The organism is Sagittula sp. SSi028 (genome assembly GCF_048553715.1).
In the GTDB taxonomy this organism is placed as follows: Bacteria; Pseudomonadota; Alphaproteobacteria; order Rhodobacterales; family Rhodobacteraceae; genus Sagittula.
Genome location: NZ_JBLZNC010000001.1, coordinates 240,131 through 252,140, shown reverse-complemented (window position 1 = coordinate 252,140; position 12,010 = coordinate 240,131). Strand labels below are relative to the sequence as shown.

Genomic DNA, 12,010 nt, shown 5'->3' with positions numbered 1-12,010 from the left:
CTTATCCTTCATGTTCCTGGCGCGCGCGCCAGAGCCCGTATATCATCCAGATCGCCCAGATAAACCCTGCCAATGCAACAAGATCGAACAAAGCGCGCAGGCTCTGGCTCCATCCCAGAGCCTGCCCCAAGGCTGTTATGACAATCCAGAATATGCCGACACCGGCAATTGTCAACGCGACCTTACGTCCCCGCCGGTTAAGTTCTTCTTTGTTTGCCATAGCCTTGGGTCGTCCGTGGTCAGTGTTCAGGCCAGAAGGTCAGTGGCCTGCGCGACCCAAGCGCCCTTGGAGGCGCGACCGCGCACACCGGCCACATTGGCGTCAACCCATGCCACATTGGCATCGGTCCAGCCAGCAATCTGGTTCAAATGGTAAATACCTGCCTCGTTCAACGCAGCGGCGAGCTTTGGGCCCACACCATTGAGAACGGTCAGATCGTCCGCCGCCCCCTTGGCCGCGTCGAGCAATTCGGGTGCGTCCATTGCGCCGGCCACAACCAGATCGGCTGCGGTGGGCGCGTCCGATACAGCTGCTGCCGGTTCGGGCGCGGTCTCGGTGGGCTCCGCGACAGGCGCGGCCTCTACAACAGGCGCGGCTTTCGGCGCAACAGTCTCAGCCTTGGCAGCAGGCGCGGCGGATGACACGCCGCGCGGATTGCAGATGGACGCGAATCCTGCGGTCATCGCAGGCAAAGTCGGCATCTTGCCCACCGGCATGTTCTGCCAAGGCAGCATCGCCAGATCCATCATGGCCTGACCGGTTTCGATCGCCAGCTTGGTCTGCAGTTCCATCATCTTGATGACGGGCGAAAAACCGGGGGTAAAGGTGGTCATAGGGGTCTTCATCATGGCTCAGTCCTCGCATGTTCCGCGGCCGCAGATCACCTGCACCGCGTGCTTCGAAGCGCCGTTCCTCCCCAACAGTGCCACCTCCACGGGTGACACAACGGAAGCGACTTGGCAAGCCATGGCAATGTCGCAGGGCGCCCGAAGGCGCCCCGCAATCCGGGTCAGTACACGCCGCCCTTTTCGACGCGCTTGGAGAATTCCGTTTCCCCGCCAGAGGCAAGCGTCGCCGCCTGATCACGCCATTTGTCACGGCTGACACGGCCACGGAAGCCCATCAGATTGGCATCCACCCACGCGATTTCATCGTCGCTCCACGCGGCGATCTGGTCAAAATGGTAAACGCCCATCTCGTGGCACATTTTTTCCAGTTTGGGGCCAATGCCCTTGATCTGCTTGAGGTCATCCGCCGTGCCATCGCGAGGGCCGTCGAGAAGCTGAGGTTTCGCACCTTCATCCTTGCCCTCCATCTTGCCGTCGCCGTCGAAATCACGCGCGCCACCATCCAAAGATGCCGCGGCAGCCGCAGAGGCCGAAGCGGTCACAGGCGCGGCCTCAGGGCTGACGGCGGGGATCGCTACATCCTCCGCCGCAGCTTCGGCAGAAGCAGCCGCAGGATCTGCGCCGTCTTTTTCATAGGTCCAGCTGCCCTTGCGCTCGGCCAATTCGGCCTCGCCCGCCAATGGTGTCGAGGGTTTGATGACCGGGCTTGCATCCGTGCTGGCCGGCGTCGGATCGGTTGCAACAGGTTCTGCGTCCTGCGTCGCAGAGACCGCTTCGGAGCTGGCATCTTCGTCAGCAGCCTTATCGTCAACAGTCTCGCCAGTCACAGGTGTCGCATCTTCAGCCGCCATCGCCGCTGTCACATCCGCGGCCACCGCATCGGCAGCCTCTTGCGAGGTTTCCGGCTCAGCTGTTGTTGCCACACTGTCGTCGGCTGTGACCGTATCGGCAGCCGGGGTCGCAGCGCCGTCCGCAGCCCCGCCAGTCGCGACACCAGCCGCAGCCGCAGCCCCTGCGGTGCCTGCCACACCCGCAGCCGACGCGCGCGCGCTGGTGCCTGCGTCAAATCCGTCCGCCTGAGCCGGCATTGCCACCCCACCGGTTGATGTCGAGGCCTGCGGGATCGGCGCGCAGAACAGCCAGGTGAACAGCAATCCCAGCAATACGACGGTTAACAACCCCAAGATCAAAGCAGGTCCAAAACCCGCGCCCAAACGAAACAAAAACACCAATGCGCCAAACACCGCTGCCATGCTCCAGCATTTCATCGTACAATTGCCATCCAATCGCATGTCCACAATTCTCCCTTGTCGTTTCCGCTCTTACGGCTTTGTTTTGTATCCCTTAACACTTTTGCCGGAAGTCTTCGCGGTGGCAATTCCTGAATTGTTCCCCCGCAACAAAACAAAAGCGCCCGATACGGAATATCGGGCGCTTGAAACAAGTTTGTCACACAAATGATTGTGGATGTCGGAAAGCCTATTCAGGCACCGCGTGTTCCGGACTGGTCGCCCCACGGCGCGGCCAAGGGCACTTCGGTGCCGTCGATGCGCTTTACCGTGTCGCCAATGTCCGAGGCCAATTGCGCGCTGGCATTCAATTTGATCGAGGCGTTGACGTATTCGGTCAGCGTGGTCGCACCGCCCTTGGGCTCGGACCCCATGCGCCCGTTTTGCGGGCCGACCTGCGGAACCTCGCCATTGGCCAGTGCGTCCAACAGCGCACTAAGGCTCTCGACCGTCAGATCCTCGTAGTAATCCTTGCCGATCTGGGCCATGGGCGCATTGGTACACGCGCCGAGGCATTCCACCTCTTCCCAAGAGAATTTGCCATCCGCCGACAGAACATGCGGTTTGTCGGCGATCTTCTCACGGCACACGGCAACAAGATCCTCTGCCCCGCAAATCATGCAGGACGTGGTGCCGCAGATCTGGATATGCGCAACGGAACCAACGGGTTGCAGCTGAAACATAAAGTAGAAGGTCGCCACTTCCAGCGCGCGGATATAGGCCATGCCCAACATTTCCGCGACATATTCGATGGCAGGACGGGACAGCCAGCCCTCTTGCTCCTGCGCGCGCCACAACAGCGGAATGATCGCGCTTTGCTGACGCCCTTCGGGGTATTTGGTGATCTGCTCTTTCGCCCAGGCAAGGTTTGCCTCGGTGAATTCAAAGCTCTCGGGTTGGTCCGGGTGCAGCCTGCGCAGCATATCTATCGTCCCTTGTCTGGCGCCGATATCCTTGGCGCTCGCATTGCTTAGCCCGCTTGGGCCACCTGTTCCGCTGCCGGTTCCGCCACAGGTGCGCACACCCCGACCACCGACTCCACGCCGCCATTTTCGAGCGAGACAGCCTGCTCGCGGGCGACCTTGTATTGCGCGATTTCGATGACCTTTTCGCGCGGCAATCCGGTCTGCAATTCCACCGGCAGGTAGTCTTTCTCGGAGATCAGCGAGCAGCCGACCGAGGCCACTGCCGAATCCCATGCTGCCAGAATTTCAGGCGTCGTGCCTTCGGGCGCCATGCCCAATTCGACGCAGCCCGCCGTCAAAACCACCAGCGACAGACCTGCCAACGCGTTCTTCATCGTCATCTTCCTTACTTCGGCCCTTCTAGACCATACCGCTTAACGGTCGATTTCACCGAACACCACGTCCATCGTCCCGATGATCGCGGCCACATCGGCCAGTTGGTGACCGCTGGCCACGTGATCCATTGCCTGCAGATGCAGATATCCCGGCGCACGCAGCTTGGCGCGGTACGGTTTGTTCGTACCATCCGCCACGAGATACACGCCGAATTCACCTTTCGGCGCCTCGACGCAGGCGTAGACCTCACCCGCAGGGACATGGAACCCTTCGGTGTAGAGCTTGAAGTGATGGATCAGAGCTTCCATCGAGGTCTTCATTTCGCCGCGCTTGGGCGGGGTGATCTTGCCGCGGGCCAGCACATCGCCCTGCCCTTCGGGCGCGCGCAGCTTGGCAATGGCCTGTTTGATGATCGACACCGACTGGCGCATTTCTTCCATGCGGACAAGATAGCGGTCGTAGCAATCGCCATTCTTGCCAACGGGGATCTGAAAGTCGAATTCGTCATAGCATTCATAGGGCTGCGCACGCCGCAAATCCCATGCCAGACCGGACCCGCGCACCATCACGCCAGAGAACCCCCAGTCGAGGATTTCCTGCTCGCTCACCACGCCGATGTCAGCGTTGCGCTGTTTGAAGATACGGTTTTCCGTCAGCAGCCCGTCAAGATCGTCGACCACCTTCAGGAAAGGATCACACCACGCCTCGATGTCGTCGAGCAGTGCAGGCGGCAGGTCCTGATGCACACCGCCGGGACGGAAATAGGCCGCGTGCAAGCGCGCGCCACAGGCCCGCTCGTAGAAGATCATCAGCTTTTCGCGTTCTTCAAAACCCCACAGCGGCGGGGTCAGCGCGCCGACGTCCATCGCCTGCGTGGTGACGTTCAGCAAGTGGTTCAGAACACGGCCAATTTCCGAATAAAGCACGCGGATCAGGGAGGCACGGCGCGGCACCTCGACGCCGGTCAGCTTCTCGATGGCCAAGCACCATGCGTGTTCCTGATTCATCGGAGCGACGTAATCCAGCCGGTCAAAATACGGCAGGTTCTGCAGATAGGTGCGGCTTTCCATCAGCTTTTCGGTGCCACGGTGCAGCAGGCCGATATGCGGATCGCAGCGTTCGACGATCTCGCCGTCAAGTTCCAGCACCAGACGCAACACCCCGTGGGCCGCAGGGTGCTGCGGACCAAAGTTGATGTTGAAATTGCGGATCTTCTGTTCGCCGGTCAGGGCGTCATCGAAACCTTTGGAGCCGTCCATCATCAGTGCCTCCTTCTGCCGGATTTCGCGGCGCGCAGAATTGCGAGCCCTTCCGAACCATAATGATGCGCGAGCAGGCCCGCGCGATCCTCAATCATCGTGCCCGGCAGCCGTGCCGCCAGTTCATCCAGACACATCATGCCGACGTCGGACTGCGCCACCTTGCACAGGAACCCGATCAAGGCGGGCTTTTCCAGCTCGGCCTCGCCGCTTTCGGCGCAGTTGAGCACAAAAGCAAAGGCCCGCGCCGTGAATTCGTCATCCGCACGGGACACGACGTTTTCCAGCAAATCCCAGATCAATCCGCGCGCGGATCCGTCCTCGGCAAAATAGCCGGTGCAAACCAACGCATCAGACAGGTCGATCATCTCGGGCAACAGTTCGTTGGCCCAAGCAACCCAATCCTCGCCGCTTTCCAGCGTGGCGATGGCCTTTTCGGGTTCCCACCCCTCGCGCTCCAGCGCTTCTATGTCCGTCTCGAAGCTCACGTCGCCCCGTATCCTTTCAAATCCCCCCGACGCGGTCGTCGTGGGCAGGTCTTCTGCATCACAGGCAAATGGCGCACGGCAGACACGATATGTGGCCGCCGCTTCCATGGCTTACTTTGCCTCGTCTGTCTTTTCGTCACCGGGCAGCACATATTGCGCGCCTTCCCACGGGGACATGAAATCGAACTGGCGGTATTCCTGAACCAGCGAGACCGGCTCGTAGACCACGCGCTTTTGTTCCTCGTCGTAGCGGACTTCGGTGTATCCCGTTGTCGGGAAGTCCTTGCGTAGCGGATAGCCGCGAAAGCCGTAGTCCGTCAGGATCCGACGCAAATCCGGGTGGCCGGAGAACAAGATCCCGAACATGTCAAAGACCTCACGCTCGAACCAATTGGCCGAGGGGTGCACCGGAACGATCGATGGCACCATTTCATCCTCGCGGATCGACACGCGCAGGCGAATGCGGTGGTTCTGGTACATCGACAGGAAGTGATACACCACGTCAAAGCGTTTGGGCCGCTCCGGGTAGTCCACCGCCGTGATGTCCACCAGCGAGGAGAACCGGCAGGTTGCGTCGGTTTTCAGAAAATCGACAAGGCCGCGAATGTTCGCCGGTGCCACATCGATGTTCAGCTCTCCGTGGGTCACGTCCCACGCCAGAACGCAATCGGGGCGCTTCAGCTCGATATGGCCGCCCAGTTCTTTCAAAGCATCCATTCCGGTCACCTTTCTTCAACGACCTTTGGACCTGCAACGGTCCTTCAGATCAGCGCACCAACGTGCCGGTGCGGCGCATTTTCTTTTGCAGGGCCATGATCCCGTAAACCAGCGCCTCCGCCGTGGGCGGGCAGCCGGGGACGTAGACGTCCACAGGCACAATCCGGTCGCAGCCACGCACCACGGAGTAGGAATAATGGTAGTAGCCGCCACCGTTGGCACAGCTGCCCATGGAGATCACATAGCGCGGCTCCGGCATCTGGTCGTAGACCTTGCGCAGCGCGGGCGCCATCTTGTTGGTCAGCGTCCCGGCCACGATCATCAGGTCCGACTGGCGCGGCGAGGCCCGCGGCGCGGTGCCAAAGCGTTCCAGATCGTAGCGCGGCATAGAGGTATGCATCATCTCGACCGCGCAGCAGGCAAGGCCAAAGGTCATCCAGTGCAACGAACCGGTGCGCGCCCAGTTGATGATATCCTCGGTCGAGGTCAGCAAGAACCCCTTGTCCTGCAGCTCGGCATTCAGGGCCTGGGTGGCGTGTTCACGATCACCGCCAGCGGTATTCACGCCCGTCATCACTCCCATTCCAGTGCCCCTTTCTTCCATTCGTAGGCAAAGCCTGCGGTCAACACGCCCAGGAACACCATCATCGCCCAGAACGCCACATCGCTCAGCCCCTGAAAGGCCACGGCCCAGGGGAACAGCATCGCGATTTCGAGGTCAAAGATGATGAACAGGATCGACACAAGATAGAATCGCACGTCGAACTTCATCCGCGCGTCATCAAATGCGTTAAAGCCACACTCGTAGGCCGACACTTTCTCAGGGTCGGGATTGCGCACAGCGACCAAGATCGCCGCAAATATGAACACAAGGCCGATCACAATGGCAATGGCCAGAAAAACCAAGATTGGCAGGTATTCCCGCAGCATGTCTTCCACGAGGCAGCTCCTCAATTACGGGGGCGCGCACTGCACGGGGTGCAAGTGTGGCTTTTGTCCGTTGTCGACTTATCGCTGCAGCCCCTCAGGGTCAACAAGCGCTACCCATATTCAAAAGATTGATAATAAACAGGTTCCGCCCCGATTTCGGCAAGATTTGACCAAGCGATTTTGTCGGGTAGCGCTAACAGGAACCCGGCAATCGCTGCGCCGGCGTTTAGTCTCAAGGCCTTACCGGATTGGCGCCTGTGGGCAAACGCCCCTGCGCCAGCCATTGCGACCTTGACCGCCGCCCTGACTGCGCCGGGCGCGGTATGTCGTCGCGCACGGCTCTTTGCCCGTTTGCGTGGCGATCAGGGGCAAGGCGCCCTGCCCCGCGCCTTGGCTGATTCCATGTGGGTCAGCCCTGCCGCCAAGGCGGATCGCGTTTCTCGAAGAAGGCCTCGATGCCGGCGCGCGCTTCCTCGGTCTCCCAACGGTCTGCCAGTGCCGCGATGGCCATGTCCACATCCGCCTGCGCCACCTCGCCGGACAACCGGCGCAGCAACCGTTTCGCATCCGCAACCGCCCCGGGCGCGCAGTCCAGATACGGGCGCAGCTCGGCGGTGATCGCGGCGTCCAGCTCGTCCGCTGCGACTGCGCGGTTCAAAAGCCCCAGCGCCACCGCCTCACTGCCTGTGAATATCCGCGCATTCATAAACACCTGCCCCGCCGCGCGGCCACCAAGTCGCGCCACAACATAGGGCCCGATATTGGCGGGGATCAGGCCCAGACGCACTTCGGTCAGGCCGAACTTGGCCTCGCTGACACCAACGGCCACATCACAAACAGATATCAGCCCCAACCCGCCACCAAAGGCATTGCCCTGCACCCGTCCGATCAAAGGCTGCGGCAACCGGTAGAGCGCCCCGAGCGCCTCGGCAATGCGACCCGATTCCCGAATGCGGGTGGCGCGATCCATATCGAACTGCGCACGCATCCATGCCAGATCACCCCCGGCGCAGAAACTTGCCCCTTCGGCCTCCAGCACCACCACACGTACGGACGGGTCGGCCGCAACCTGCGCGGCGGCGTCGACCAGCTCTGTCATCATCCGCGCCGACATGGCGTTGTGTTTTTCCGGCCGCGCAAGGGTGATCCATGCCACCCGATCGGCGTCTATGCGCAGTTTGACCTCTTGCATGTCCTGCCTTCCCTGTTTCGTCATGGCCGCATGGCCCGCGCCATGGCGGCGGCCTCTGTCAGCACGGCGCGGTCCAATCCGGTGGCAAAGCCATTGGCGGTCAGGAAGTCATGCACCTGTTCCGTGGCGACATTACCGGCAGCACCGGGCGCATAGGGACAGCCGCCCAAGCCACCCACAGCCGCATCGAACACCTGCAGGCCCCGTTCCAGCGCCACCTCGATATTGGCCAGCGCATGGCCTGCGGTGTCGTGGAAATGCCCCGCAAGCCGGTCGGCGGGAAGCTCGTCCAGCACAGCGGCCAACATACGATCTACCGCATCCGGTGCCCCGCGCCCGATGGTGTCGCCCAGCGAGACCTCGTAGCACCCCATATCCCGCAAAGCCGCCACGACCCGCGCCACGTCCCCAGGCGCAACCGCCCCGTCGTAGGGGCATTCCACCACGCAGGACACATAGCCCCGCACCGGCAAGCCCGCCTCTCCAGCCGCCGCGCAAACCGGCGCGAACCGGTCCAACCCTTCGGCAACGGTCGCGTTGATATTGGCCTTGGAGAATCCCTCCGACGCTGATCCGAATACAGCGATCTCACTGACTTTTGCGGCCACCGCCCCCTCAAAGCCGCGCATGTTCGGCGTCAAAGCGGCATAAGACACGCCCGGGGCACGCCGGATCCCGGCCAGAACCTCTGCACTGTCGGCCATCTGCGGCACCCACTTGGAGCTGACAAAGGAGGCACATTCGATCCGCGCAAACCCGGCCCGCGACAAACAATCAACCAGCGCGATCTTGTCCGCTGTCGCGATGGCGCGCGCTTCGTTTTGCAGACCGTCGCGCGGCCCGACCTCGAAAATCTCGACCCTGTCCATATCACCCCTCCCGTGATGCTGCGCCGCTCAGGCCTCGGGCACAGGATAGAAATCCTGCGCGTAAAACCGCTGCGGCCCTTCGCGTTCAACACAGCGCTGATAGGCAGGCCGCGCCTGCATCCGCGCGACGTAAGCGTTGAGCTTGGGAAACTCGTCCATGCGCACGAAAAACGGCGCGGCAAACAGGTTGAACCCAAGCATGATATCAGCCGCACTGAACCCGCTGGCCAAGAGCCAGTCAGATTGCATGGCCTTCTCCAACCCGCGCAAGGTCTGGCGCAGGCGCGCCACTTGCAGTTTCACCACCACAGGCGAAGGCTTGGCGGGCGGGCGCAGAAACACCATCTGCAGGTTCAGGTTCTCGATCAGGCTGGCCTGCGTTTCCGCGTAATGCAGCCATTGCAGGTAGGCGGGGCCTTCGGGATGGTCCGCAGGCCGTGCGAGGTCAGGCGCATAACGCGCTGTCAGATATTGCACGATGGCTCCGGATTCAGACATACGCACGCCGTCCGACGTCTCGATCGCCGGAATGCGCAGCGCGGGCGACAGCCGCTGCAAATCGCTTTGCGCCATCTCGGGCGTGCCGATGCGATGTTCGACCAGCTCCAGCCCGCCGACACGGTCGAGGCCGATTTCCTCGAGCAGCCACAGAACCCGGAAGGACCGCGAATATTGCACGTGATGCAGGGTGATCATGCCGGATCCTTTGTCTGATGTGTGGTCGGGGTCATTCGGCTGTCTCCTCCATCATCACCAAGGCCGCGCCTGCTTCGACCTGATCGCCCTCGGCCACCAGAACTTCGGCCACGGTGCCATCGGCCAAGGCGGTCAGGCTGTGCTCCATCTTCATCGCCTCCAGAACGGCCAGACGGTCGCCCGCCTGCACGGTTTGCCCTGCCACCACATCGACGCTGACCACACGGCCCGGCATCGGGGCAAATGTTGCGCCACCCGGCGCCACATCGCCCTCGGCATCCAGTGGATCATGCAGGTCGAATACCAGCCCCTCACGCGCGAAGAGCGTGATCTGTTGCGGCCCGATGTGGGCGCCCTGCCCCCGTTGGCCGTCAAACAACCAGCCCGCAGGTGACGCTGTGCAACGCACCGTTTGCCCCGCAACGTCGACAGAGGCGGATTTGCCCGCGATCTCAACGCTCACCTGTCGCGTGTCATCACCGTGGGTCAACGTCACGTGATGGCGCAGCGGCTGCCACAGGGTGAACCCCTGCGCCCAGTCCCCCGACGCCGCCACGCCCAGCGCGGCCAAGGCGACCTCGGCCCAGTGCTGCGGTGTGATCTCGGTCGGCGCGGTCAACAGGTCCAGATCGCGGGCGATCAGGCCGGTGTCCACCTCCCCACGCCCGAACCCCTCGTGTTCGGCCAAGGCCCCGAGAAAGGCGAGGTTTGTCACCGTGCCCGCCACCCGCGTCTGCCGCAAGCCGCGTGCCAGCTTGCGCAAGGCCACCGCTCGCGATGGCCCATGCACCACCAGCTTGGCGATCATCGGGTCATAATGCGGGCTGATCCGGTCGCCGCTGCGCACGCCGGTTTCGGCGCGCACGCCTTCGGGGAAGCTCAGCTCGGCCAGTTGGCCTGTCGCGGGCAGGAACCCCGCTGGCACGTCCTCGGCGTAAAGCCGCGCCTCAAAAGCGTGACCTTTGATCGACAGATCGTCTTGCGCACAGGGCAAAGCCTCGCCCAGCGCCACACGCAATTGCCATTCCACCAGATCGACGCCGCAGATTTCCTCGGTGACGGGATGTTCCACCTGAAGGCGAGTATTCATCTCCATGAACCAGAACCCGTCGGGCCGCAGACCGTTTGCGCCATCGACGATGAATTCCACGGTGCCCGCCCCACGGTAGGCAATCGCCTCGGCGGCGCGCACAGCGGCCTGCCCCATGGCGGCGCGCATCTCGGGCGTCATGCCCGGTGCCGGGGCTTCCTCGATGACCTTCTGGTGACGGCGCTGGAGCGAGCAGTCGCGTTCAAACAGGTGCACCGCCTGCGTGCCATCGCCAAACACCTGCACCTCGATGTGGCGCGGCTGTTCGATGAATTTCTCGATCAGCACACGGTCATTGCCAAAGGCGGTCTTGGCTTCCGCCCGGGCGCGGTCCAGCGCGTCGGGGAAATCACCGGCGCGTTCGACCAGCCGCATGCCCTTTCCGCCGCCACCGGCGACCGCCTTGATCAGAACGGGATAGCCGATGCGCTCCGCCTCTAGCGCCAGCAGATCAGGGGTTTGATCGTCGCCCATGTAGCCGGGCACCACAGGCACGCCTGCCTGTTCCATCAACTGCTTGGCTGCGTCCTTCAGCCCCATCTTGCGGATCGCATCCGCCGATGGGCCGACAAACACCAGACCGGCGGCCTCCACCTGTTCGACGAAATCGGGGTTCTCCGACAAAAAGCCATAGCCGGGATGGATCGCCCCGGCGCCCGTGTCGCGGGCCGCCTGAATGATGCGATCCGCACGCAGGTAGCTGTCCGCGGGCGCAGCCCCCCCGATACAGACTGCCATATCCGCCATTGCCACATGCATGGCGTCCGCATCCACGTCACTGTGCACCGCAACACAGCGCAGCCCCATGGCGCGCGCGGTGCGTATGATGCGACAGGCGATCTCTCCACGGTTGGCAATCAGCAGCGTATCAAACATCGTCTCCCCTCCCCCTCGTGACGGTCACGCGTAGTCCTCCACCACGCGGAACCGCTCGCACATAATTTCCATGTCTTCACTCACCCCGCCATTGCGCGAGAAATACGCGCGGTAGGCTTTGCGCCAATGCGCCAGATCACGGAACTCTCCCTGTGCTGTGACCAGATCCTCGGTCATCTCGTCAAAGCGCATCACCTTGACCTCGGTGGTCTCGACCATCACGGCGGGACTGCCATCCCAATTCAGCGCCACGTCGCGCCGCCCGACCTGTGGCAGCGCATCCCCGCCTTTGCCGTAGACGCGCATCGCCTCCACCGTGGCGGTCTTTTTGCCAGAGCGGACAAGATCGATGATCTGCGCCGACAGCTTGGGCGTGTCCCCGAAACGAAAGGTCTCTGCCTCGGGGTTGGCGTCGATGATCTGCTGTAGTGTCTGTTTGGGCATGGCTGTCTCC

General features: G+C 62.4%; 15 protein-coding genes and 1 pseudogene. 1 reads left to right on the top strand and 15 read right to left on the bottom strand.

Going from position 1 to position 12,010, the window contains the following annotated elements:
* Window position 1: 1 nt before the first annotated feature.
* The 3 genes from ACN5AZ_RS01185 to ACN5AZ_RS01175 all read right to left on the bottom strand — a co-directional run bounded on the left by ACN5AZ_RS01185 (window position 2) and on the right by ACN5AZ_RS01175 (window position 2,003).
* Window positions 2-220: a DUF5337 domain-containing protein gene (locus ACN5AZ_RS01185; RefSeq protein ID WP_419427018.1), complete on the bottom strand. Its 219-nt coding sequence runs from the start codon at window positions 218-220 to the stop codon at window positions 2-4.
* Between the two features lie 26 nt (window positions 221-246).
* Complete coding sequence (locus tag ACN5AZ_RS01180; protein ID WP_419427017.1) at window positions 247-849, bottom strand: hypothetical protein; 603 nt, start codon at window positions 847-849, stop codon at window positions 247-249.
* A gap of 161 nt (window positions 850-1,010) precedes the next feature.
* The gene (locus ACN5AZ_RS01175) at window positions 1,011-2,003 is read right to left on the bottom strand and encodes an endonuclease (protein WP_419427016.1); all 993 of its coding nucleotides are present in this window, start codon (window positions 2,001-2,003) and stop codon (window positions 1,011-1,013) included.
* Between ACN5AZ_RS01175 and ACN5AZ_RS01170 the strand changes: the two genes are divergently transcribed.
* Complete coding sequence (locus ACN5AZ_RS01170) at window positions 1,993-2,310, top strand: hypothetical protein (protein ID WP_419427015.1); 318 nt, start codon at window positions 1,993-1,995, stop codon at window positions 2,308-2,310. The genes ACN5AZ_RS01175 and ACN5AZ_RS01170 overlap by 11 nt on opposite strands.
* Window positions 2,311-2,347: 37 nt before the next feature.
* On the opposite strand, the pseudogene nuoE reads toward ACN5AZ_RS01170, so the two are convergent.
* The 12 genes and pseudogenes from nuoE to ACN5AZ_RS01110 all read right to left on the bottom strand — a co-directional run.
* Window positions 2,348-3,061, bottom strand: a pseudogene (nuoE, locus tag ACN5AZ_RS01165) (NADH-quinone oxidoreductase subunit NuoE); the annotation flags it as partial.
* 47 nt (window positions 3,062-3,108) lie between these two features.
* Window positions 3,109-3,438, bottom strand: a complete 330-nt coding sequence (locus ACN5AZ_RS01160; RefSeq protein ID WP_419427014.1) for a hypothetical protein — start codon at window positions 3,436-3,438, stop codon at window positions 3,109-3,111.
* A 39-nt stretch (window positions 3,439-3,477) separates the two neighbouring features.
* The gene (locus ACN5AZ_RS01155; RefSeq protein WP_419427451.1) at window positions 3,478-4,698 is read right to left on the bottom strand and encodes an NADH-quinone oxidoreductase subunit D; all 1,221 of its coding nucleotides are present in this window, start codon (window positions 4,696-4,698) and stop codon (window positions 3,478-3,480) included.
* A gap of 2 nt (window positions 4,699-4,700) precedes the next feature.
* Window positions 4,701-5,186 carry a hypothetical protein gene (locus ACN5AZ_RS01150; RefSeq protein WP_419427013.1) on the bottom strand — a complete coding sequence of 162 codons (486 nt, stop codon included), beginning with the start codon at window positions 5,184-5,186 and terminating at the stop codon, window positions 4,701-4,703.
* Between the two features lie 111 nt (window positions 5,187-5,297).
* The gene (locus ACN5AZ_RS01145; protein WP_419427012.1) at window positions 5,298-5,903 is read right to left on the bottom strand and encodes an NADH-quinone oxidoreductase subunit C; all 606 of its coding nucleotides are present in this window, start codon (window positions 5,901-5,903) and stop codon (window positions 5,298-5,300) included.
* 49 nt (window positions 5,904-5,952) lie between these two features.
* A complete protein-coding gene (locus ACN5AZ_RS01140; protein WP_419427011.1) occupies window positions 5,953-6,486 on the bottom strand; it encodes a NuoB/complex I 20 kDa subunit family protein in 534 nt (177 codons plus the stop codon).
* Window positions 6,477-6,842 carry an NADH-quinone oxidoreductase subunit A gene (locus ACN5AZ_RS01135; protein ID WP_419427010.1) on the bottom strand — a complete coding sequence of 122 codons (366 nt, stop codon included), beginning with the start codon at window positions 6,840-6,842 and terminating at the stop codon, window positions 6,477-6,479. The genes ACN5AZ_RS01140 and ACN5AZ_RS01135 overlap by 10 nt, the downstream gene beginning before the upstream one ends.
* Before the next feature lie 400 nt (window positions 6,843-7,242).
* Entirely contained in the window at window positions 7,243-8,049 is an 807-nt protein-coding gene (locus tag ACN5AZ_RS01130) for a crotonase/enoyl-CoA hydratase family protein (RefSeq protein ID WP_419427009.1), read from the bottom strand.
* Window positions 8,046-8,894 (bottom strand): hydroxymethylglutaryl-CoA lyase, encoded by an 849-nt coding sequence (locus ACN5AZ_RS01125; protein ID WP_419427008.1) that lies wholly within the window; start codon window positions 8,892-8,894, stop codon window positions 8,046-8,048. Before ACN5AZ_RS01125 ends, ACN5AZ_RS01130 begins: the two co-directional genes overlap by 4 nt.
* 27 nt (window positions 8,895-8,921) lie before the next feature.
* Window positions 8,922-9,590 (bottom strand): glutathione S-transferase family protein, encoded by a 669-nt coding sequence (locus tag ACN5AZ_RS01120; RefSeq protein WP_419427007.1) that lies wholly within the window; start codon window positions 9,588-9,590, stop codon window positions 8,922-8,924.
* A gap of 31 nt (window positions 9,591-9,621) precedes the next feature.
* Window positions 9,622-11,556, bottom strand: a complete 1,935-nt coding sequence (locus ACN5AZ_RS01115) for an acetyl/propionyl/methylcrotonyl-CoA carboxylase subunit alpha (protein WP_419427006.1) — start codon at window positions 11,554-11,556, stop codon at window positions 9,622-9,624.
* Between the two features lie 24 nt (window positions 11,557-11,580).
* The gene (locus tag ACN5AZ_RS01110) at window positions 11,581-12,000 is read right to left on the bottom strand and encodes an ASCH domain-containing protein (protein ID WP_419427005.1); all 420 of its coding nucleotides are present in this window, start codon (window positions 11,998-12,000) and stop codon (window positions 11,581-11,583) included.
* Window positions 12,001-12,010: the final 10 nt, after the last annotated feature.